Source organism: Pseudomonas sp. No.117 (genome assembly GCF_054558395.1).
The window spans coordinates 290744-312839 of the sequence record NZ_BAAJNP010000007.1; the positions used below are offsets into that span (position 1 = coordinate 290744).

Here is a 22096-nt window from a genome sequence, read left to right on the forward strand (position 1 = left end):
CGTATAAAAATCAGTGCCTTGAGATCAGGCAGAAGAGATCTGACGTCCGACTGACAACTTTATGGCTCAAGCTCATTGACCCTATCCCTCAGCTCCTTGCCGGGCTTGAAGTGGGGTACGAACTTGCCATCCAGCAATACCGACTCCCCGGTCTTGGGATTGCGACCGGTCCGCGGCGCCCGATAGTGCAGGGAGAAGCTGCCGAAGCCCCGGATCTCGATGCGATCACCCGTGGAGAGGGCCTGGGCCATCTGTTCCAGCATGGTCTTGATCGCCAGCTCGACGTCCCTGGACGATAACTGCCCCTGATAGGACACGATGCGCTCGATCAACTCCGACTTGGTCATGGATTTTTCCTTCGTTATCAAGCGGCTAGATCACCTCCAAGGACTTTTAGCACGCTGGCCGATTTTTGAAAAGTCAAGCGGGCCGCTTTAGCCCCGGCAACTTTTTACCCGCCATGACCGCACCACCTTCTTTATGCCGGCCAAAAAAAAGCGACCCCGGAGGGTCGCTTCTTCATTCAAGCTCGAACTTAGTTCTGGCTTTCCATCTGCGCCTTGATCAGGTCGCCGATGGTGGTGGGGCCAGCAGCAGGCTCTTGCTTGCTACGCAGGGAGCTCATGGCTTCCTTCTCGTCGTCGACGTCCTTGGACTTGACGGAGAGGCTGATCACGCGGCTCTTGCGATCGATGCTGATGATCTTGGCTTCGACTTCGTCGCCTTCCTTCAGCACGTTACGGGCGTCTTCAACGCGATCACGGCTGATTTCGGACGCCTTCAGGACGCCTTCGATCTCGTTGGCCAGGGTGATGACGGCGCCCTTGGCATCGACTTCCTTGACGGTACCGCGCACGATGGTGCCTTTCTCGTTCAGGGAGGCGTAGTTGGAGAACGGATCGTCTTCCAGCTGCTTGATGCCCAGGGAGATGCGCTCGCGCTCCGGGTCGACCGACAGGATCACGGTGTCCAGCTCGTCACCTTTCTTGAAGCGACGCACGGCTTCTTCGCCGGTTTCGTTCCAGGAGATGTCGGACAGGTGTACCAGGCCGTCGATGCCGCCTTCCAGACCAATGAAGATACCGAAATCGGTGATCGACTTGATGGTGCCGGAGATACGGTCGCCCTTGTTGAACTGACCCGAGAACTCTTCCCACGGGTTGGCACGGCACTGCTTGATGCCGAGGGAGATACGACGACGCTCTTCGTCGATATCCAGGACCATGACTTCCACTTCGTCACCGACCTGAACGACCTTGGACGGGTGGATGTTCTTGTTGGTCCAATCCATTTCGGACACGTGCACCAGGCCTTCCACGCCCTCTTCCAGCTCGGCGAAGCAGCCGTAGTCGGTGAGGTTGGTGACGCGCGCCTGGACGCGGGTGCCTTCCGGGTAACGGGCCTTGATGGCGACCCACGGATCTTCGCCCAGCTGCTTCAGACCCAGGGAGACGCGGTTGCGCTCGCGGTCGAACTTCAGCACCTTGACGTCGATCTCGTCGCCGACGTTGACGATTTCCGACGGATGCTTGATGCGCTTCCAGGCCATGTCGGTGATGTGCAGCAGGCCATCGACGCCGCCCAGGTCGACGAACGCACCGTAGTCGGTGAGGTTCTTGACGATACCCTTGACTTGCTGGCCTTCCTGCAGGGATTCCAGCAGGGCTTCGCGCTCGGCACTGTTCTCGGCTTCCAGGACGCTACGACGGGAAACGACAACGTTGTTGCGCTTCTGGTCCAGCTTGATGACCTTGAACTCGAGTTCCTTGCCTTCCAGGTGGGTGGTGTCACGCACCGGACGGACATCGACCAGGGAGCCCGGCAGGAACGCGCGGATGCCGCTGACGTCGACGGTGAAACCGCCCTTGACCTTGCCGTTGATGACACCCTTGACCACTTCGTCGGCGCTGAACGCTGCTTCCAGGACCAGCCAGGACTCGGCGCGCTTGGCCTTTTCGCGAGACACTTTGGTTTCGCCGAAACCGTCTTCAACGGCATCCAGGGCTACGTGGACTTCGTCACCCACGTTGATGGTCAGCTCGCCTTGTTCGTTGTAGAACTGCTCGAGCGGAACCAGGCCTTCGGATTTCAGGCCGGTGTCGACCACAACCCAGTCGCCATCGATCGACACCACGGTGCCGATGATGATCGCGCCCGGCTGCATGTCGAGGGATTTCAGACTTTCTTCAAAGAGTTCTGCGAAGCTTTCGCTCATGTTTATACCTGTTGTGTGGATACCCGATGTATCCGGCTACCGCATGACCAGCCCATGCGGGGTGAGTGGTAACCATCCGGCTACCGGGATGCGACTGGTTCCCGGCAGCTTTCACCGACGACTCGGATGAGCCTCGGCCTTCACCCCGCCAGGTCGCGCTCGGCGGCCAGGGTCAGGATGCGTTCCAATACCTGTTGTATGGAGAGATGCGTGGAATCCAGCTCGACGGCATCGTCGGCGGGCTTGAGCGGAGCGACGCTACGCTGACTATCGCGGGCGTCCCGCTCACGGATCTCTTCCAGGAGGGCAGGCAAGCTAACATTTTCGCCCTTCTGCTTCAACTGAAGATAGCGTCTCTGTGCTCTTTCCTCGGCACCGGCGGTCAGAAAGATCTTCAGCTCGGCATCCGGGAACACCACGGTGCCCATGTCCCGGCCATCGGCCACCAGGCCGGGAGCCTCGCGGAAGGCCTGCTGCCGTTGCAGCAGGGCATCGCGCACGGCTGGCAGGGTGGCGACCTGGGAGGCGCCGGCGCCGACTTCCTCGGTGCGGATGACGTCGGTGACGTCTTCGCCTTCGAGGATGATGCGCTGGCCGTGCTCATGGCCGGCGAGGAACTGGACGTCCAGGTGGGCGGCCAGCAGCTTGAGGGATTCCTCGTTGGTGTAGTCGACCCCGTGGTTGCGCGCGGCGAAGGCCAGCAACCGATAGAGCGCACCGGAATCCAGCAGATTCCAGCCGAGCTGGCGGGCGACCAGCGCCGCGAGGGTGCCCTTCCCCGAACCACCGGGACCGTCGAGGGTGATGACGGGTGCGGTACTGCTCATGAGTGCCCCTCCGTAAGGGAATGAGTGGCGGCGATCTGGGCGCCGGCCTGGGTACGACTGGCGAGGATGCGCCCGAAATACTCGCGCGCACCGCGCGCATGGGTCAGCACCTCCATGAGGAACTGACCATCGCCGGCCTGGATGGCGCCGCGCAGCTCGTCGAGATCGGTGCGATAGGTGTCCAGGGCCTGCAACACGGCTTCGCGATTGGCGATGAAGATGTCGTGCCACATGGTCGGATCGCTGCCGGCGATGCGGGTGAAGTCGCGGAAGCCGCCGGCGGCGTAGTGGAAAATCTCGCGGTTCTCGCTGCGCTTGGCCAGGGAGTCCACCAGGTTGAAGGCCAGCAGGTGCGGCAGGTGGCTGGTGGCGGCGAGGACTTGGTCATGGTGCTCGACGGTCATGTGCTCGACATCGGCGCCGATGGCGCGCCAGAGCCGATCGACCTTGTCCAGGTCGGCCGGGAGGGTCTCTTCCAGCGGGGTGAGGATGACCTTGTGGCGATTGAACAGCGCCGCGTTGGCCGCCGTCACGCCGCTACGCTCGGAACCGGCGATGGGATGACCCGGCACGAAGCGCAGCGACTGGCCGGCGAAGGCGCTGCGCGCCGCCCGCACCACGTTGCCCTTGGCACTGCCGACGTCGGTGAGGATGGCGCCCTGCAGCGGCAACGCCGCGAGTTCGGCCAGCACCCGTTCCATGGCCAGGATGGGCACGGCGAGCTGGATGACGTCGGCGCCGGGACAGGCGTCGGCCAGCTCGGCGACGCAGCGGTCGACGACCCCCAGCTCGACGGCCAGGCGACGCGTCTCGGGATCGCGATCGACCCCGACCACTTCCCGACACAGGCCACTGGCGCGAGCACCCTTGGCGAAGGAGCCGCCGATCAGCCCCAGGCCGACGACGACAAGACGCTCGATCTGCGGGGTGGCCATGTCAGCCACGGCCCAGCACCTTCGTCAGTGCCGCCAGGAAACGGGCGTTTTCCGCCTCGGTCCCGATGGAGACGCGCAGGAAGGTCGGCATGCCGTAGCCCGCCACGGGGCGCACGATGACGCCTTCTTGCAACAGGCCCTGGTTGATCGGCGCGGCATCGCGCCCCAGGTCGACGGCGATGAAGTTGCCGCGCGAGGGGATCCACTTGAGGTCGAGTTCGCGAAAGCCGGCTTCCAGCTGGGCCATGCCGGCGTCGTTGAGGGCGCGGCTACGGGCCAGGTAGTCGGTATCGGCAAGGGCCGCGCAGGCAGCGGCCTGGGCCAGGCTGTTGACGTTGAACGGCTGGCGTACTCGGTTGAGGACATCGGCCACGGTCGGCGAGGAGAAGGCGTAGCCCACCCGCAGGGCGGCCAGGCCGTAGGCCTTGGAGAAGGTCCGCGAGACGACGAGATTCGGGTACTGCGCGAGGAAGGCCAGGCCATCCGGCAGCTCATCGCCCTCGGCGTATTCGATGTAGGCCTCGTCCAAGACCACCAGGACGTGCTCGGGAACGCGGGCCAGGAAGCGCGCCAGGGCCTCGCTGTCAAACCAGGTGCCGGTGGGGTTGTTGGGGTTGGCGACGAAGACCACCCGGGTCTCGGTATCGATGGCGGCGAGCATGGCCTCGAGGTCGTGGCCATAGTCCTTGGCCGGGACGCTGCGCCCCTCGGCGCCGATGGCCAGGGTCACCAGCGGATAGACGGCGAAGGCATGCTCGCTGAACACGGCGTTGTAGCCGGGCGCCAGGTAGGCACGGGCGACCAGTTCGAGGATGTCGTTGGAGCCGTTGCCCAGGGTGATGCCGTTGGCGGCCACGCCGAACCTTTGGCTCAGGGCCTGCTTGAGGTCGAAGCCGCCGCCATCGGGATAGCGGGTCAATTCGGCCAGCTCGGCACGGATGGCCTCGAGCGCCTTGGCGCTGGGCCCGAGCGGGTTCTCGTTGCTGGCGAGCTTGACGATGCTGGCGGGCGCGATACCCAGTTCGCGGGCCAGTTCATCGACGGGCTTGCCGGGCACATAGGGCGAGAGTTTCTGTACGCCGGGAAGGGCTTGTGCCAGGAAATCGCAGCTCATGGAGACCTCTTCAACTTGCAATGACGACGACCTTGGCCGCCGAAAATGGGCGCCATCTTAAAGCCAAGGCGGGTCGCGGACCAATCGAAGTTGCGCTGGCGCGACGGAAAGCCTCTAGCTGATGGCGCTGTAGCGACCGGGGCGATGATTGATCGCCAGGGTCAGATTGAGGATGACGGCGCCGAGAATGGAGGTGAGGATCGCCCCCGGCTCCACGACGAACAGCGCCAGGAGGACGATCAGGCAGTCGATGCCCATCTGGATCTTGCCGGCTCGCCAGCCGTAGCGATCCTGCAGGTAGAGCACGGCGATGTTGATGCCGCCCAGGCTAGCCCGATGGCGAAATAGGATCAGCAGGCCCACGCCCATCAGCACCCCGCCGATCACCGCCGCATAGAGCGGTTGCAGGGCCTGGAAGGTCACCAGCCTGGGCGTCAGCTCGGTGAATAGCGAGACCAGGGTCACCGCCGCCAGGGTACGCAGGGTGAAGGCCCAGCCGAGGCGCTTCACCGCCAGCCAGTAGAACGGCAGATTGATGAGGAAGAAGGCCTGGCCGAAGGACAGCCGGGTGCCGTACTGGGCGAGGAACGCGAGGCCGGCCGTGCCGCCGGTGAGCAATTCGGCATGGCGATAGAGATTGATCGCCAGGGCGATCATCAGCGTCGCGCTGAAGAGCGCCTGAACGTCTTCCAGCAGGGTGTGGCGTTGCGGAGGAACGGAAGTCATGCGGCCATCCTGGCATGGGATAAGGCGCCGGCCCCGGAGCGGGGCCGGCCGGGAGAACGTCAGCCGAGTTCGGCCAACAGCTTCTCCCACTCCTTGGTTTCCTTCTTGGACGGCGCACCCAGCAGCTCCACGGCCTGGCGCAGGCGGAAGCGGGTGAGGTCCGGGCCGAGGATCTCCATGGCATCCAGCACCGAGACCGAGCTGGCCTGGCCGGTGATGGCGGCGAACAGCAGCGGCATGACATCCCGCAGCTTGAGCTGCTGGTGCTCAGCGACTGCCTGGATCACCGCAGTGATGCGCTCCTTGTCCCACTGGCGCAGGGCTTCGAGCTTCCACAGCAGCAACTGCATGACCAGGCGCACCTGGTCCGCGGACAGCTTCTTGTGCTGGAACAGCGCCGGATCGAGGCTCAGGGCACCGCTGAAGAAGAAGCCGGCCAGCGGGGCGATCTGGCTGAAGGTCTCGACGCGCTGCTGCACCAGGGGGGCGATCCTGAGCAGGTACTCGGGATTGAGCGCCCACTGCTGCACCTCGGCGGCGAAGCGCTCGGGGCTCAGCTCGCGCAGCCACTGGCCATTGAGCCAGGAGAGCTTCTCCACGTCGAAGATCGGGCCGCCCAGGGACACGCGCTGCAGGTCGAAATGCTCGACCATCTCGGCCAGGGTGAATTTCTCGCGCTCGTCGGGCATGGACCAGCCCATGCGGCCGAGGTAGTTGAGCATGGCCTCGGGCAGATAGCCCATGCGCTGGTAGAAGGTCACCGAGGTGGGATTCTTGCGCTTGGAGAGCTTGCTCTTGTCCGGATTGCGCAACAGCGGCATGTAGCACAGCTGCGGCTGCTCCCAGCCGAAGTATTCGTAGAGCTTGATCAGCTTGGGCGCCGAGGGCAGCCACTCCTCGCCGCGCAGGACGTGGGTGATGCCCATCAGGTGGTCGTCGACCACGTTGGCGAGGAAGTAGGTGGGCAGGCCGTCGGCCTTCATCAGCACCTGCATGTCCATGCGATCCCAGGGGATCTCGACATCGCCGCGCAGGAGATCGGGCACGACGCAGACGCCCTCCTCCGGCACCTTCATGCGGATCACATAGGGCTGGCCGGCGTCCAGCCGCTGCTGGACTTCTTCCTGGGACAGGCGCAAGCCACGACCGTCGTAGCGTGGGGTCTCGCCACGCGCCTGCTGTTCGGCACGCATCTGGTCGAGTTCTTCCGGCGTGGCGAAGCAGTAGAAGGCATGGCCCTTCTCCACCAGCTCCCGGGCGTACTTCCAGTAGATCTCGCCGCGCTCGCTCTGCCGATAGGGGCCGTGGGGACCGCCGACGTCCGGACCCTCGTCCCACTCGATGCCCAGCCAGCGCAGGGCATCGTAGATCTGCTGTTCGGATTCGCGGGTCGAGCGCACCTGGTCGGTGTCCTCGATACGCAGGATGAACTGACCGCCGTGCTGGCGGGCAAAGCAGAGGTTGAACAGGGCGATATAGGCAGTGCCGACATGCGGGTCGCCGGTGGGCGACGGCGCGATGCGCGTGCGAACGGTGGTCATTGGCTTTCCTGAAGACACGGGAGGCTGCAAAGGCGGAATGGTAGCAGCGCCGGGGTCGGCGCTGCCAGTTGACGGCCCCGCAGAGCCTGTTCACGTTTTCGCGAGCTAGAGCCAAGCAAGGCGAAAATGGCTGAGGAAGCGGAGTTTACGAGTAGTAAATGAGCATTCCGAAGCTATTTTCAACGCAGCTTGGCCGACGCGCAGCAGAACGTGTACAGGCTCTCAGACTTGGACCAGGCGCTCGCGCAAAGCCTGGATCTCGTCACGCAGTTGGGCGGCGGACTCGAATTGCAGGTCGCGCGCCAGTTGCAGCATCTTCTCTTCGAGCTGCCGGATGCGCTTGCCGATCTCGCTCGGCGAGCGCAGCTCGCTGGCGTACTCGCCCTGGTCCTCGGCGGCCTTGGCCGCGCGGCGCTTGCCCTTGGCACCCGGGGCGGCGGCGCCCTCCATGATGTCGCGGATGTCCTTCTTGATGCCCTGGGGCACGATGCCGTGCTCTTCGTTGAACGCCAGCTGCTTGTTGCGCCGGCGCTCGGTCTCGTCGATGGCGCGCTGCATGGAACCGGTGATGCTGTCGGCGTAGAGGATGGCCTTGCCGTTGAGGTTGCGCGCTGCCCGGCCGATGGTCTGGATCAGCGAGCGCTCCGAGCGCAGGAAGCCTTCCTTGTCGGCATCGAGCACGGCGACCAGGGAGACCTCGGGCATGTCGAGACCTTCGCGCAGGAGGTTGATGCCCACCAGGACGTCGAAGGTCCCCAGCCGCAGGTCGCGGATGATCTCCACCCGCTCCACGGTGTCGATGTCGGAGTGCAGATAGCGCACCCGCACGTCGTGATCGGCCAGGTAGTCGGTGAGGTCCTCGGCCATGCGCTTGGTCAGGGTGGTGCAGAGCACCCGCTCCTCCTTGGCCACCCGCAGGCGGATCTCGGACAGCAGGTCGTCCACCTGGGTGGTGGCTGGACGGATTTCGATGATGGGGTCGACCAGGCCGGTGGGCCGCACCACCTGCTCGACCACGCGCCCGGCATGCTCTTCCTCGTAGGGGCCGGGCGTGGCCGAGACGAAGATGGTCTGGGGCGCCCCAGCCTCCCACTCCTCGAACTTGAGTGGCCGGTTGTCCAGCGCCGAGGGCAGGCGGAAGCCGTATTCCACCAGGGTTTCCTTGCGCGAGCGGTCGCCCTTGAACATGGCGCCGATCTGCGGAACGGTGACGTGGGATTCGTCGATCACCAGCAGGGCGTTGCTCGGCAGGTAGTCGTAAAGGGTGGGTGGCGGCTCGCCCGGACCGCGCCCGGAGAGGTAGCGGCTGTAGTTCTCGATGCCGTTGCAGTAGCCCAGCTCGAGGATCATCTCCAGGTCGAAGCGAGTGCGCTGCTCCAGGCGCTGGGCTTCGAGCAGGCGATTCTGGCTGCGCAACCATTCCAGGCGATCGGCCAGCTCCAGCTTGATGTTCTCGATGGCACCCAGCAGGGTCTCGCGCGGGGTGGCGTAGTGGGTCTTGGGGTAGAAGGTGAAGCGCGGCAGCTTGCGGATCACCTCGCCGGTGAGGGGATCGAAGGCCGAGAGGCTCTCCACCTCGTCGTCGAACAACTCGACACGCACGGCTTCCAGGTCGGATTCCGCCGGGAAGATGTCGATGACGTCGCCGCGCACCCGGAAGGTGGCGCGGGCGAATTCCATGTCGTTGCGGCTGTATTGCAGCTCCGCCAGCCGGCGCAGGATGGTGCGCTGGTCGATGCGGTCGCCGCGGTCCAGGTGCAGGACCATCTTCAGATAGGCCTCGGGACTGCCCAGGCCATAGATGGACGACACCGAGGCGACGATGATGGCGTCCTTGCGCTCCAGCAGCGCCTTGGTGGCGGACAGGCGCATCTGCTCGATGTGGTCGTTGATGGACGAATCCTTCTCGATGAAGGTGTCCGAAGACGGCACATAGGCTTCCGGCTGGTAGTAGTCGTAGTAGGAGACGAAGTACTCCACCGAGTTGTTCGGGAAGAAGGCCTTGAATTCGCCATAGAGCTGGGCGGCCAGGGTCTTGTTCGGCGCCAGCACCATGGTCGGCCGCTGCACCTGGGCGATGACGTTGGCGATGCTGAAGGTCTTGCCCGAGCCGGTCACGCCGAGCAGGGTCTGGTGCGACAGACCCGCCTCCAGGCCTTCCACCATCTGGCGAATGGCTTCGGGCTGGTCGCCGGCCGGGGTGTAGCGGGTGGAAAGCTGGAATGCGGACATGGCTGCCTCAAGAGCGCGAAAATGCACGGACACCACCGCGCTGGCGCAAGGTCAGGCGGTGTGGACGAGGAAAATGCTGGAACGTCCTAGGTAAGGTCGCAAGCGCTCTTTTGCAATGCGCCAGCGCCGCCACACGTCAGGAACACTCGACGGAGGTCGGGTCGCGAGGGCGCCTGCAGGGGGCTATACTTCCTGTTCCTAGCGTTCCGCCCTTCCCTTCACCCCTCATTCGAGCCCCTGCCCCATGAGTTTGTTCTCCGCCGTCGAAATGGCACCCCGCGACCCCATCCTTGGCCTGAACGAGGCCTATAACGCCGACGCCCGTCCGCACAAGGTCAACCTGGGCGTGGGGGTCTACTACGACGAGCAGGGCCGCATCCCGCTGCTGCGCGCCGTGGCCGAGGCCGAGAAGCAGCGCGTGGCCGCCCAGGCGCCGCGTGGCTACCTGCCCATCGAAGGCATCGCCGCCTATGACCAGGCCGTGCAGCACCTGCTGTTCGGTGCCGAGTCGAGCCTGGTGCGGGACGGCCGCGCCATCACCGTACAGGCCGTCGGTGGCACCGGTGCGCTGAAGATCGGCGCCGACTTCCTCAAGCGGCTGTTGCCGGACGCCGTGGTCGCCATCAGCGACCCGAGCTGGGAAAACCATCGCGCCCTGTTCGAGGGTGCCGGCTTTCCCGTGCAGAACTATCGCTACTACGACGCCGCCAGCAACGGCCTGAATCGCGAAGGCTTCCTGGCCGACCTCCAGGCGCTGCCGGAGCGCTCGGTGGTGGTGCTGCACGCCTGCTGCCACAACCCCACCGGGGTGGACCTGCAGCCGGCCGACTGGCAGGCCGTGCTGGACGTAGTCAAGGCGCGCAACCTGGTGCCCTTCCTCGACATCGCCTACCAGGGCTTTGGCGACGGCATCGAGGAAGACGCCCAGGCCGTGCGCCTGTTTGCCGATTCCGGCCTGACCTTCCTGGTCTCCAGCTCCTTCTCCAAGTCCTTCTCGCTATACGGCGAGCGGGTCGGTGCCCTGACCCTGGTCAGCGAGAGCCGCGAGGAAAGCGCCCGGGTGCTGTCGCAGGTCAAGCGAGTGATCCGCACCAACTATTCCAACCCGCCGACCCATGGCGCCACCATCGTCGCTACGGTGCTGAGCAATCCGGAGCTGCGCGCCCTGTGGGAAACCGAACTGGGCGAGATGCGCCAGCGGATCCGCACCATGCGCAATGCCCTGGTGGAAGGCCTGGCCGCTGCCGGTGCTACTCGCGACTTCGCCTTCGTCAATGCCCAGCGCGGCATGTTCTCCTACTCTGGCCTCACCGCCGAGCAGGTCGAGCGGCTGAAGAGCGATTTCGGCATCTATGCGGTCAGCACCGGACGCATCTGCGTCGCGGCGCTGAACGAGCGCAATCTGCCGCCGACCATCCAGGCCATCGCCGCGGTCCTGAAGGGCTGAGGCGGCCCCTTCGGCGGCCCTCGTCCCGGGTGCCGCCGAGGCTTGACTTCCCGTTATCTATCAGTAAGATACGCCCCGTTGTTCCGCGATAGCTCAGTCGGTAGAGCAAATGACTGTTAATCATTGGGTCCCTGGTTCGAGTCCAGGTCGCGGAGCCAGAATCTGAAAAAGCCCGTAGCGGGTAACCGCTACGGGCTTTTTCGTATGGGCGCGGTTTCTCCGGCTAGCCCCAGATGCCCAGTGCAGCAGGCGCCATGGCTGGCCTCGATATCCAGCCGTCCAGCGCCTTCTCGCGCATTACCAGGGCGCCCTGGCGGCCGGACAACTCCGGTACAGGGCATCCAGATCCCAGGGCTTGGGCAGAAAGGTGGCATGGGCGGCACTGGCCGGGTTCTCGTCGCAGTACCCCGAGGTGATGACGATGGGCAGGCTCGCCTGGCGGCTGCGGGCCTGCAGCGCCAGGTCGATGCCACTTAGGATCCCGGGCATGCGCACGTCGGTGAAGAGCAGGTCCAGCTGGGGCTGGTCGGTCTGCAGGAAGGCACAGGCGGCGTCCGCACTGCCGAAGGCGTAGACCTGGTAACCCCAGTCTTCGAAGAGCTCCTGCAGGAGATCGCGCAGGACAGGCTCATCTTCGGCGACTAGCACACGCTGGCGACTCATGAGCAGATCCTGTGATGGGTAAGGTGCAAAGGTCTGACCCTTGCGTTTCGCTGCCGTCCTGCCCTGTACGACCAAAGGACCGGCTGTACAAGATTTGCCCGCCGCTAGGGACCAGGCCGGCCGCCGGGACCGGACCTGGTCCAAGTCCTGTACAGGTTATCGCCGCCGGGTCAGGCAAAGCCACCTTTGATACCGTCATTCCCCCGAGCGAGGCGGCTTTGCGTTAAGCTGCGCCGCCGCCGTCTAACCCGCAGGTCAGAGCCTTGGATCCGTCGTCTCGCCGTCATTGGATCAGCGATCTCAGCAGCACGATCCGAGCTCGCCCGGCGCTGGCCTATGGGCTGGCCCTGCTGGCGTTCGCCCTGGCGCTGGGCGCCCGTTTCGCGCTGGACGACATCCTGCTGCAGGGCTTTCCCTACCTGACCTTCTTTCCGGCGGTAATCCTGACCGCCTTCTTCTGCGGCACCCGCGCCGGCAGCCTCTGCGCCGTGCTTTCCGGCCTGGCCGCCTGGTACTTCTTCATCCCCGCGCACTGGTCATTCGTGATCAATGGCCAGGGCGTGCTGGCGCTGGTCTTCTACGTGGTCATCGTCAGCGTCGATATCGCTCTGATCCACTACATGCACACGGCCGGTACCCGACTGCGCGCCGAGCAGCAGGTCATCCACGACCTTTACAACGTCCAGACGACCATGTTCCAGGAGTTGCAGCACCGGGTCGCCAACAATATCCAGTTCATCGCCTCGTTGCTGATGCTGCAGCAACTCAAGCTGCCCGGGGACAGCCAGGCCTCCCAGGCCCTGGAAGAGGCGCGGTCACGGCTGGAGAGCATTTCGCGTATCCACCGGCGACTGCACGATCCCGCCGATGCCGACCAGCCGGTGGCGCACCATCTGCACCTGCTGACCAGCGACCTGCTGGCGACGGCCGGGCTGCCACACGTGACCTGCGCCATCAGCGCCGAGCCCTTGAATTTCGATCTCTCGCGCCTGACCACCCTGTCGATGCTAGTGGCCGAGGTGGTGACCAACTCGCTCAAGCACGCCTTCGACGACAGCCAGCGGGGCCTGATCAACATCAGCCTGCAGCGCCAGGAGGACCAGCGCCTGCTACTGCGCATCGCCGACAATGGCCGCGGCATGCCGCCGCACTTCAATCCACGCACCAGCCAGCGCCTGGGCTTCAAGATCATCAACAGCCTGGCCGAGCAGCTGGGCGGCAAGGCGCTCTATCGCAACGACCAGGGCACCGTGGTCGAGGTGGAGCTGGCGGCCTGAGCGCGGCACCCTGGCACCCCTCCGCCGGCTAAAACCCTATACAATGCGCGGCTTTTCCAACCAGGTGCCTCGCCATGACCGCTCTACCCCCCTGCCCCCGCTGCGCGTCCGAATACACCTATGCGGACGGCGCCCAGCTGATCTGCCCGGAATGCGCCCATGAATGGACGCCCGGCGAGGCCAATCCGACCGAGGCGGCCAAGGTGATCCGCGATGCCGTCGGCAATACCCTGCAGGATGGCGATACGGTCAGCGTGATCAAGGATCTCAAGGTCAAGGGCTCGTCCCTGGTGGTCAAGGTGGGCACCAAGGTGAAGAACATCCGCCTGGTCGAGGGTGACCACGACATCGACTGCAAGATCGACGGCATCGGTGCGATGAAGCTCAAATCCGAGTTCGTCAAGAAGGTCTGATCGTCGTGGCGGGGTGTTCGCTGGCGGAGCGATGGCCTACCCTGGGGGCTTCAATGCCTTACCAAGGATTTTTCATGTCTCGACGGTTTCTCCGCCCGGCCCTGCTGCTCGCGCCCCTGCTGCTCGCCGGCCAGGCCTTCGCCCAGTCGGCACCGCCGCCCCAGCAGGAAGCGCAGCCCTCGGTCTCGGAAAAGTATGGCGACTGGCAGGTGATCTGCCGCATCGCCCGTACCGCGGAACGCTCCGTACAGCTGTGCTCCATCACCCAGCAGAAGGACAGCGCCAAGGGCCAGCGGATGCTGGTCACCGAGTTGCGCCCCAATCGCGAAGGCGTGGACGGCATCCTGGTGCTGCCCTTCGGCGTGGCCGTGACCAAGCCGATCTCGCTGCAGGTGGACAAGCGCAGCTCGGAAAGCCGTCCCTTCCATACCTGCATCCCCCAGGGCTGCGTGGTGCCGGTGGAATTCGTCGGCGATGCCTTCAAGCAGCTGCAGCGTGGCAGCCGCCTGACGGTGACCACCCCGGTCGCCAACGGCGAGACCGCCAGTGAAAGCCTGTCGCTCAAGGGCTTCTCCAGGGCCTACGACCGCGCCAAGGAGCTGACCAAGCCGCTGTAACGCGGCCCCACGCCTCAATCCGCCAAGGGCAGGACCGGTCGCTGGGCGCTGCCGCTGGCGGCGGCACGTTCGACGGCCGCCACCAGCGCCAGGGTACGGGCGGCATCTGCGGCGCTCACCAGCGGCGCCTCCTCCCTCCGCGCGACGCGCACGAAGTGCTCCAGCTGCCGGCGCAAGGCTTCGTCCCAGGTCGTGGCCTGCGTCTGCGACGCCAAGGGCTCATGCCAGCCGGCGCCCTGCTCGGCATAGCGCCAGAGCCGCAACTGCGGCACGCTCAGGGCGCCCTCGGTACCGGCGAACAGATAGCAGGGCTGGTCGGGCTGGCGGGGATAGACCGGATTCTCGCCGCTAGTGAGTTCCCAGCTCCAGGGCGCCGCCGCGCCATCGCTGGCGGTCAGGCTGCCCAGGGCGCCACTGTCGAACTGCAGGTTGATCACGGCGCTGTCGGCATTGGCATAGCCGCGCAGGGCGTTGTCGGTGAAGGCCTGCACCTGGCGTACCTCGCCGCACAGGTAGCGCAGCAGGTCGAGGTCATGGATCAGGTTGGTGAGCAGCATCCCGGCCCCGGCTTCGCGACGCCAGGCATTGGCGAAATAGGGATCCGGCTTCTGCAGTTGCCAGAGGGCGGTGACCGTGACCAATCGGCCGACGGCGCCTGCCTGCAGCAACTGGTGGGCGCGCGCGATCAGCGGATTGTGCCGGCGATGGTGACCCACCAGCAGGGGCACCTGGGTAGCGTCCTGAACCGCCAACAGGCTGGCCACCTCCTCCGGGGTGGTCCCCACGGGCTTTTCCAGCAGCACCGGGATGCCCCGCTCCAGGCACTCCAGCGCCGTGGCGACATGCAGGGCGTTGGGGTTGGCGACGATGACTGCCTCGGGCCTGACCTCGTCGAGCAGCCGTCGGGGGTCGTCGAAGGACGGCACCGCCCACTGCCTGGCCAGCTCGCTCACCGCCGGATCGGGATCGGCCAGGGCGCACAGCTGGGCCGTCGGCACCTGGCGTAGATGATGGAGATGCTGACGCCCCATGTTGCCGGCGCCGATGAGGGCGATGCGCAGTGCCGCGACCATGAACGAGCTCCTTGTTGTAGTTATCGAGGTCCGTCGAATCTAAGGGGACGAGCCATCCGCCGTCCACCCGTCGCGGCCGCTACTGCACCGGCAGGAAGTTGATGAATAGCAGGCTCTGGGCATAGTTGACGCCAATGCGCCGGTAGCGCTCGTCCAGCAACTGGGCGAGCAGGTCCAGACGGGCGACGATCTTGCCGAATTCGGTGGCGAAGCTGAGGTTGCTGCCCTCCTCCGAGATCTCGTTGGCGAACAGCAGCGGCTCGCCGGCGGCGTTCTTGCGCTGGTTGAGCAGCCAGGTGGCCTTCTCGATGTTGCGCGCGGCATTGTTGACGAAGCGCGCATCCACCACGTCGGTGATGTAGAACTCGGTACGGTTGCCGTGGGCGGCGATGATCATACTGCCGATGGCGTAGATGAAGGCGCCGACCCGGTCGCCGTGATAATCGTCCCCCAGGACGTAGCTCAAGGCCGCCACGTCCTTGCGTCCGCCCAGGGCCGGCAGGCTGCGGCGCTGTTCGATGGCCGTGCGGATCTGGCGCTCGGCGCTGGCGGCGTCCGGCAGGCCGGTCTTCTTCCACTCGGCGGGATTGCGCAGGTAGAGCTTGTTCATCAGCAGATAGAGGCTCTGCAGATTGGCCTGCATGGCGAGGGTGGCCAGGCGGTCGGAGCTGGTCTGCAGGAATTCGCTGGGCCGGGTCTTGCCGAATTGCTGGGCGATGTCCTGGGCGGTGTGGCGGGTGCAGCCGGTCAGGCTGGCGAGAACGAGGCCAATCACACACCCGAGACGGGCGACGGCTGTGAAGGTAGGGGCAGGCATGGGGACTTCGGCGACTGAGGGCAGCCGAAGGGTAAGGCCTTCCTTGGCTTGGCTGCTGTGCGTCAGGCCAAGGAATGGGCTTTTCGGCGGTCAGCCGTTACTGGGGAAGGCGAACTGCGAGGCCTCATGGGTCTCGCGTTGCGGCCAGCGCTGGGTGATGGTCTTGCGCCGGGTGTAGAAGCGCACGCCATCCGGGCCGTAGGCGTGGAGGTCGCCGAACAGCGAGCGTTTCCAACCGCCGAAGCTGTGGTAGGCCACCGGCACCGGCAGGGGCACGTTGATGCCGACCATGCCCACCTCGATCTGGTCGGCGAACAGGCGCGCCGCTTCACCGTCGCGGGTGAAGATGCAGGTGCCGTTGCCGTATTCGTGGGCGTTGATCAGGGCGATGCCCTCCTCCAGGCTCTTGACCCGCACCACGCAGAGCACCGGGCCGAAGATCTCTTCCTGGTAGATGCGCATCTCAGGGGTGACCTGGTCGAACAGGCAGCCGCCGAGGAAGAAGCCTTCTTCATGATCGGCGACCTTGAGGCTGCGGCCGTCCACCACCAGCTTGGCGCCAGCCGCCTCGCCGTCGGCGACGTAGCCGGTGACCTTGTCCAGGTGCGCGCCGGTGACCAGCGGACCCATGTCCAGGCCGCACTGGGTGCCCGGGCCGACCTTGAGCTTTTCGATCTCCGGCACCAGGCGGGCGATCAGGGCATCGGCGACCTGGTCACCAACGCAGACCGCCACCGAGATGGCCATGCAGCGTTCGCCGCAGGAGCCGTAGGCGGCGCCCATCAGGGCATTGACGGTATTGCCGAGGTCGGCATCGGGCATGACCACCGCGTGGTTCTTGGCGCCGCCCAAGGCCTGGACGCGCTTGCCCTTGGCGGTGCCGCGGGCATAGATGTATTCGGCGATAGGGGTGGAGCCGACGAAGCTCAGTGCCTTGACCTCGGGGGCGTCGAGCAGTCCGTCCACGGCTTCCTTGTCACCATGCACCACGTTGAGCACACCCTTGGGCAGGCCGGCTTCCTCGAACAGCTGGGCGATGGCCAGGGTGGAGCTGGGATCGCGCTCGCTGGGCTTGAGGATGAAGGTATTGCCACAGGCGATGGCCAGCGGATACATCCACAGCGGCACCATGGCCGGGAAGTTGAAGGGGGTGATGCCGGCGACCACGCCCAGCGGCTGGAAGTCGGACCAGGTGTCGATGCTCGGACCGGCATTGCGGTTGTATTCGCCCTTGAGCAGCTCGGGTGCGGCGGTGGCGTATTCGACGTTCTCGATACCACGGCGCAGCTCACCGGCGGCGTCTTCCAGGGTCTTGCCGTGCTCTTCGCTGATCAGCTGCACCAGGCGCTCTTCGTTGCTCTCCAGCAGTTGCTTGAAGCGGAACAGCACCTGGGCACGCTTGGCCGGCGGGGTGTTGCGCCAGGCCGGAAAGGCGGCCTGGGCGGCATCGATGGCCTGTTGCAGGGTGGCGGCATCAGCCAGGGGCACTTCGCGGATCACCGCGCCGGTGGAGGGGTTGTAGACCGGCGCGCGACGGCTGCCACCGTCGACCAGCTGGCCGCCGATGAGATGCTTGAGGCTCATGAAGGGACTCCTTGTACGAGAGGTGGGCGCTTCCTATGGGAAGCGCCGGAAAGGGGGTCAGTCGAGGCGATTGAGGACGTCGCCGACGGCAGCGAAGACGCGGTCCAGGTCCTCGATCCTGGCGTTGAAAGTGGGCCCGAATTGCAGGGTGTCGCCACCGAAACGGACATAGAAACCGGCCTTCCACAGGGCGACGCCAGCCTCAAAGGGCCGGATCACCGCATCTCCGTCACGCGGGGCGAGCTGTATAGCGCCGGCCAGGCCGCAGTTGCGGATGTCCACCACGTGCTTGGTACCCTTGAGGCCATGCAGCGAGGCTTCGAACTTGGGCGCCAGTTCGGCCGCCTGTTGCACCAGGTTCTCCCGCTCCAGCAGCTCCAGCGCGGCCAGGCCGGCGGCGCAGGCCACCGGATGGGCCGAGTAGGTGTAGCCATGGGGGAATTCCACCATATGCTCGGGCGTAGCCTGGTTCATGAAGGTGTCGTAGATGGCGCTACTGGCGATCACCGCGCCCAGGGGCACGGCGCCGTTGGTGACCTGCTTGGCCACGTTCATGAGGTCCGGCGTCACGCCGAAGAATTCGGCGCCGGTGTGACGACCCATGCGGCCAAAGGCGGTGATGACCTCGTCGAAGATCAGCAGGATGTCGTGCTGGGTGCAGATCTCGCGCAGGCGCTGCAGATAGCCCACCGGCGGCACGATCACCCCGGCCGAACCGGACATGGGCTCGACGATGACCGCGGCGATGTTGGAGGCATCGTGCAGCTCGATCAGCTTGAGCAGTTCGTTGGCCAGCTCCACACCGCCGGTCTCGGCCATGCCCCTGGTAAAGGCCATGCCGGGCTGCAAGGTGTGCGGCAGGTGGTCGACGTCCATGAAGGAGCCATACAGCTTCCGGTTGCCACCGATGCCGCCTAGGCTGGTGCCGGCGATGTTGACGCCATGGTAGCCACGGGCGCGGCCGATCAGCTTGGTCTTGGCCGGTTGGCCCTTGATGCGCCAATAGGCGCGGGCCAGTTTGACCGAGGTGTCGGCGCTCTCGGAACCCGAGCCGGTGAAGAAGACATGATCGAGACCGGCCGGGGTCAGCTCGGTCATCTTCTCGGCCAGTTGGAAGGACAGCGGGTGGCCGTACTGGAAGCCCGGCGAGTAGTCGAGGGTGCCCAGCTGACGCGCCACGGCCTCCTGGATCTCCTTGCGCGAGTGACCGGCGCCGCAGGTCCAGAGGCCGGAGAGGCTGTCATAGATACGCCGGCCCTGGTCGTCCGTCAGCCAGCTGCCTTCGGCGGCCACCACGATGCGCGGGTCCTTCTGGAAGGCGCGATTGGCGGTGAAGGGCATCCAGTGGGCGCGCAGGTTGAGCGAGGCGGCGACGGGCGGGGAAACGGTCAGCGGCTGGTTCATGACAGGGTCTCGGACGAGGACGTAGAGGCTGCAGAGTGCGCCCAGTCTTGCGTGAGTTAAAGGGTTTTTCTCTCACGCTTGGATATGGAAAAACTTACCTTTCTGCCTGTGTCATCCAGGTATTCACCGCAGCCAGCCGACATTCCTGTCCTCTCGTCAGCCGAGACCAGCCGCCGTCCAGCTCCCGTGCCAAAGGCGCTCGGCCATGCCAACCCTTACCCGAAGAAACATCTAGAAAAGAATAAAATTGATTAGCAATCAGTAACTTGCCTGAAACACTTTAAGCTGGCCGCCCGCCGCTGTAGTCCCGTGGCGCCGAGGCCCCTGCCTCACCTCTCCTCCCGGCGCGTAGTCCTGTCGGGCGCGGTAGCCTGTCCGCCGTCTCTGCCGCGTAGCCCATCCCATCCGCTGTTCGTGCCCGTGCCCCTCTCTCGAGGCGTAGCGCGTGGCCAGCCTATTCCTCAAGGAAACCTCTCCATGCTGATTCAGCTCAACTGGATCCGCGGCCTGGCGGCCGTTCTCATCGTGTTCCACCACATGACCCTGGGTAATTACCAGACCACCGAGCACCAGCAGATCGCCCTGAACCTGCTGTCACTGGAAACCACCTGCATCTTCGTCGCCCTTTCGGGCTTCTTCTTCCGCTACAACCTCGGCAAGTACAGCTACCAGGTCTACCTGGGCAAGAAGCTGCAGAACGTCATCCTCCCCTACCTGCTGATCTCGATCCCCGCCGTGCTGCTCTATGTCTCCGGACTCAAGCAGGACCACGAGTGGATCGACATGAACGCCTTCCACGACTGGCCGCCCTTCGCCCAGACCGCCCTGCTGCTGGCGACCGGCGCCCACCTCGGCCCGTTGTGGTTCATTCCGGCGCTGACCCTGATCTTCCTGCTCGCGCCGGCCCTCGAGTGGATCGTCAAGCGCGGCCTCCTGCCCGCGGCCACCATGGTCGGCCTGCTGTATTTCCTGGTGTCCAACCGTCCGGCCAACGATGCCGACCCGCTACTGGCGGCGCTGCATTTCCTGCCGATCTACCTGTGCGGCATGCTGGCCTGCGAACAGCGCGAGCGGCTGCAACGACCCCAGGCGCGCTACTGGCTGCTGGCGGCCCTAGTGCTGCTCAGCGGCGCGGCGGTGCTCGACAGCGCCTTCTACGGCCTGCAGAAACTGGCGCTGTGCCTGCTGCTGTTCGCTGTCTTCAGCCAGCAGGTCAGCGCGACGGGACGGGCTGAAAGCCGCCTGGCCAAGGGCATGGCCCTGCTCGGCGCCTACAGCTTCGCCATCTACTTCCTGCACGGCTATCTGGCTGGTGCCTATCGGGTGCTGGGTCGCCTGTTGGGTGAGCAGAATTTCGTCCAGTACCTGGGTACCCGCCTGTGCCTGACGCTGATCACCCTGCTCTGCTGCATCGCTGCGGTCTGGGTGGTCAAGCAGCTTGCCCGCCAGCGCAGCCGGGTACTGATCGGCGCCTGAGGTCGTCGCTGGCGCCGATCCAGGCGGGGCCTTATGCTGACGCGCATTTGCGGTGGCAGCCATGAAGACGACGCGCAAGGCCCTGCTCGCCCAGGTCGGCGATTTCGAGATCCGCCTGCTGCGGCTGTTCAAGACGGTGGTGGAATGCGGCAGCTTCACCGCCGCCGAAGGCCGGCTGGGCATCACCCGCTCGGCCATCAGCCTGCACATGAACGATCTGGAAAAGCGCCTGGGCATGCGCCTCTGCCAGCGCGGGCGCGCGGGTTTTTCCCTGACCGACGAAGGCCGCGAGGTGCTCAAGGCCAGCCAGTCGCTGTTCGCCGCCCTAGAAGGCTTTCGCAGCGAGGTCAACCAGCTGCACCAGCACCTGCGCGGCGAGCTGAACCTGGGCATCATCAACAACCTGGTCACCCAGCCACGGATGCGCATCACCCATGCCCTGGCCGCTCTCAAGCGCGCCGCGCCGGCCGTGGTGGTGAACATCGGCATGACCCTGCCCAGCGAGATCGAGACCGGGGTGCTGGACGGCCATCTGCACCTGGGCGTGCTGCCACTGATCAATGCCCTGGCCGGCCTGGAATACCTGCCACTCTACGAGGAACGCGCCCTGCTCTACTGCAGTCGCGCCCATCCGCTGTTCCGGGTGGCCGACGACCAACTGGACGACGCCCTCCTGGCCGCCCAGGACGCGGTCGGCCCCAATCATCTGCTCAACCAGGACGGCCACGAGCGCCATGCCGCACTGAACTGCACGGCGCGTGCCTCGGATCGCGAAGGCGTGGCCTTTCTCATCCTCACCGGTTGCTACATCGGTTATCTACCCGACCACGTCGCCCAGCCCTGGGTGGTCCAGGGCCAGTTGCGCGCCCTCCATCCCGCCCGCTTCCACTTCGACACCACCCTGGCCGCCGTCACCCGCAAGGGCCGGCGCCCGAACCTGGTGCTGGAGCGCTTTCTCGAAGCCCTGGCCGAGACCGTCTAGTTGGGGCTGCGGGTCGGACGGACGACGATCTCGTTGACGTCCACGTCATCCGGCTGCTCGATGGCGTAGCGCACCGCGCGACCGATGGCGTCGGGTTGCAGGGCGATGGCGCGGTAGTCGTCCATCATCGCCCGCGCGGCGGGATCGCTGATGGTCGAGGCCAGTTCGCTTTCCACCACGCCCGGATGGATGCAGGTGACCCGCAGATCGTCCCGCTCCTGGCGCAGGCCCTCCGAGATCGCCCGTACCGCGTGCTTGGTGGCGCAATAGACCGCCGCCGTGGGTACTACTGACAGGGCACCGATGGAACCCAGGTTGATGACGTGGCCCGCGCCACGGGCGGTGAATTCCGGCAGCACCGCGGCGATGCCGTTGAGCACGCCCTTGATGTTGACGTCGACCATCTGCATCCATTCTTCGGTCTTGAGTGAGGCCATTGGCGATAGCGGCATGATCCCGGCGTTGTTGACGATGACGTCCACCCGCCCCCAGCGCTCGCGGGCGGTGGCGACGAAGGCGGTCACGTCGGCGGCGTCGGTGACATCCAGCCGGCGGCAGGCGGCCTCGCCACCCGCGGCGTTGATCTCGGCCGCCAGGGCTTCCAGCCGTTCGCTGCGGCGGGCGCCGAGCAGCAGTTTGCAGCCAGCGGCGCCCAGTTCGCGGGCGATGCCGGCGCCGATGCCGCTGGAGGCGCCGGTGATGAGTACGACCTTGTCGATAGCCATGAGCTGTTCCTCTCGAGATGGGGTGATT

Annotated in this window: 19 protein-coding genes, 1 tRNA gene and 1 pseudogene; 7 read left to right on the top strand and 14 right to left on the bottom strand. The window is 65.4% G+C overall.

From position 1 onward, the window contains the following. Window positions 1–59: 59 nt before the first annotated feature. The 8 genes and pseudogenes from ihfB to uvrB all read right to left on the bottom strand — a co-directional run bounded on the left by ihfB (window position 60) and on the right by uvrB (window position 9590). Complete coding sequence (gene ihfB / locus ACYJP6_RS18615; RefSeq protein WP_007160396.1) at window positions 60–347, bottom strand: integration host factor subunit beta; 288 nt, start codon at window positions 345–347, stop codon at window positions 60–62. A 188-nt stretch (window positions 348–535) separates the two neighbouring features. Continuing rightward, the gene (rpsA, locus tag ACYJP6_RS18620) at window positions 536–2215 is read right to left on the bottom strand and encodes a 30S ribosomal protein S1 (protein ID WP_145010195.1); all 1680 of its coding nucleotides are present in this window, start codon (window positions 2213–2215) and stop codon (window positions 536–538) included. 140 nt (window positions 2216–2355) lie between these two features. Beyond that, window positions 2356–3042 (bottom strand): (d)CMP kinase, encoded by a 687-nt coding sequence (cmk, locus tag ACYJP6_RS18625; RefSeq protein WP_007160398.1) that lies wholly within the window; start codon window positions 3040–3042, stop codon window positions 2356–2358. Between the two features lie 38 nt (window positions 3043–3080). Next, window positions 3081–3977: pseudogene (locus tag ACYJP6_RS18630) on the bottom strand (prephenate dehydrogenase/arogenate dehydrogenase family protein); the annotation flags it as partial. A 1-nt stretch (window position 3978) separates the two neighbouring features. Next, window positions 3979–5091, bottom strand: a complete 1113-nt coding sequence (gene hisC, locus ACYJP6_RS18635; protein WP_459476644.1) for a histidinol-phosphate transaminase — start codon at window positions 5089–5091, stop codon at window positions 3979–3981. Window positions 5092–5205: 114 nt separating this feature from the next. Next, complete coding sequence (locus ACYJP6_RS18640; protein ID WP_459476646.1) at window positions 5206–5817, bottom strand: YitT family protein; 612 nt, start codon at window positions 5815–5817, stop codon at window positions 5206–5208. A gap of 59 nt (window positions 5818–5876) precedes the next feature. Continuing rightward, complete coding sequence (gltX, locus tag ACYJP6_RS18645; RefSeq protein WP_459476648.1) at window positions 5877–7358, bottom strand: glutamate--tRNA ligase; 1482 nt, start codon at window positions 7356–7358, stop codon at window positions 5877–5879. Between the two features lie 222 nt (window positions 7359–7580). Next, a complete protein-coding gene (gene uvrB, locus ACYJP6_RS18650) occupies window positions 7581–9590 on the bottom strand; it encodes an excinuclease ABC subunit UvrB (RefSeq protein ID WP_459476650.1) in 2010 nt (669 codons plus the stop codon). A gap of 244 nt (window positions 9591–9834) precedes the next feature. Here uvrB and ACYJP6_RS18655 point away from each other — a divergent pair, with 244 nt between their 5' ends. Continuing rightward, on the top strand, window positions 9835–11037 hold the full coding sequence (locus ACYJP6_RS18655; RefSeq protein WP_459476652.1) for an amino acid aminotransferase: 1203 nt from the start codon (window positions 9835–9837) through the stop codon (window positions 11035–11037). An 82-nt stretch (window positions 11038–11119) separates the two neighbouring features. Continuing rightward, window positions 11120–11195, top strand: a tRNA-Asn gene (locus ACYJP6_RS18660). A 139-nt stretch (window positions 11196–11334) separates the two neighbouring features. Here the strand turns inward: ACYJP6_RS18660 and ACYJP6_RS18665 are convergent. Continuing rightward, entirely contained in the window at window positions 11335–11700 is a 366-nt protein-coding gene (locus ACYJP6_RS18665; RefSeq protein ID WP_459476655.1) for a response regulator, read from the bottom strand. 263 nt (window positions 11701–11963) lie between these two features. Here ACYJP6_RS18665 and ACYJP6_RS18670 point away from each other — a divergent pair, with 263 nt between their 5' ends. The 3 genes from ACYJP6_RS18670 to ACYJP6_RS18680 all read left to right on the top strand — a co-directional run bounded on the left by ACYJP6_RS18670 (window position 11964) and on the right by ACYJP6_RS18680 (window position 14007). Continuing rightward, on the top strand, window positions 11964–12977 hold the full coding sequence (locus ACYJP6_RS18670; RefSeq protein WP_459476657.1) for a sensor histidine kinase: 1014 nt from the start codon (window positions 11964–11966) through the stop codon (window positions 12975–12977). A gap of 74 nt (window positions 12978–13051) precedes the next feature. Continuing rightward, window positions 13052–13390: a zinc ribbon domain-containing protein YjdM gene (locus ACYJP6_RS18675; protein ID WP_459476659.1), complete on the top strand. Its 339-nt coding sequence runs from the start codon at window positions 13052–13054 to the stop codon at window positions 13388–13390. A gap of 74 nt (window positions 13391–13464) precedes the next feature. Next, window positions 13465–14007, top strand: a complete 543-nt coding sequence (locus ACYJP6_RS18680; protein ID WP_459476661.1) for an invasion associated locus B family protein — start codon at window positions 13465–13467, stop codon at window positions 14005–14007. A gap of 14 nt (window positions 14008–14021) precedes the next feature. Here ACYJP6_RS18680 and ACYJP6_RS18685 read toward each other — a convergent pair whose 3' ends face one another. From ACYJP6_RS18685 to aptA, 4 genes are all read right to left on the bottom strand, one after another. Continuing rightward, a complete protein-coding gene (locus ACYJP6_RS18685; RefSeq protein ID WP_459476663.1) occupies window positions 14022–15080 on the bottom strand; it encodes a Gfo/Idh/MocA family protein in 1059 nt (352 codons plus the stop codon). Between the two features lie 79 nt (window positions 15081–15159). After that, the gene (locus ACYJP6_RS18690) at window positions 15160–15897 is read right to left on the bottom strand and encodes a hypothetical protein (protein ID WP_459476664.1); all 738 of its coding nucleotides are present in this window, start codon (window positions 15895–15897) and stop codon (window positions 15160–15162) included. Between the two features lie 90 nt (window positions 15898–15987). Beyond that, window positions 15988–17481, bottom strand: coding sequence for a CoA-acylating methylmalonate-semialdehyde dehydrogenase (locus ACYJP6_RS18695; RefSeq protein WP_459476666.1), 1494 nt, complete (start codon window positions 17479–17481; stop codon window positions 15988–15990). 57 nt (window positions 17482–17538) lie between these two features. Further along, window positions 17539–18885 (bottom strand): omega-aminotransferase AptA, encoded by a 1347-nt coding sequence (aptA, locus tag ACYJP6_RS18700; protein WP_459476668.1) that lies wholly within the window; start codon window positions 18883–18885, stop codon window positions 17539–17541. 477 nt (window positions 18886–19362) lie between these two features. On the opposite strand from aptA, the gene ACYJP6_RS18705 reads away from it, so the two are divergent. Continuing rightward, window positions 19363–20361 carry an acyltransferase family protein gene (locus ACYJP6_RS18705; protein ID WP_459476670.1) on the top strand — a complete coding sequence of 333 codons (999 nt, stop codon included), beginning with the start codon at window positions 19363–19365 and terminating at the stop codon, window positions 20359–20361. A 61-nt stretch (window positions 20362–20422) separates the two neighbouring features. Continuing rightward, on the top strand, window positions 20423–21343 hold the full coding sequence (locus tag ACYJP6_RS18710) for a LysR family transcriptional regulator (protein WP_459476672.1): 921 nt from the start codon (window positions 20423–20425) through the stop codon (window positions 21341–21343). Here ACYJP6_RS18710 and ACYJP6_RS18715 read toward each other — a convergent pair. Continuing rightward, window positions 21340–22068, bottom strand: a complete 729-nt coding sequence (locus ACYJP6_RS18715) for an SDR family oxidoreductase (protein WP_459476674.1) — start codon at window positions 22066–22068, stop codon at window positions 21340–21342. The two genes, ACYJP6_RS18710 and ACYJP6_RS18715, sit on opposite strands and share 4 nt — an antisense overlap. Window positions 22069–22096 lie beyond the last annotated feature (28 nt).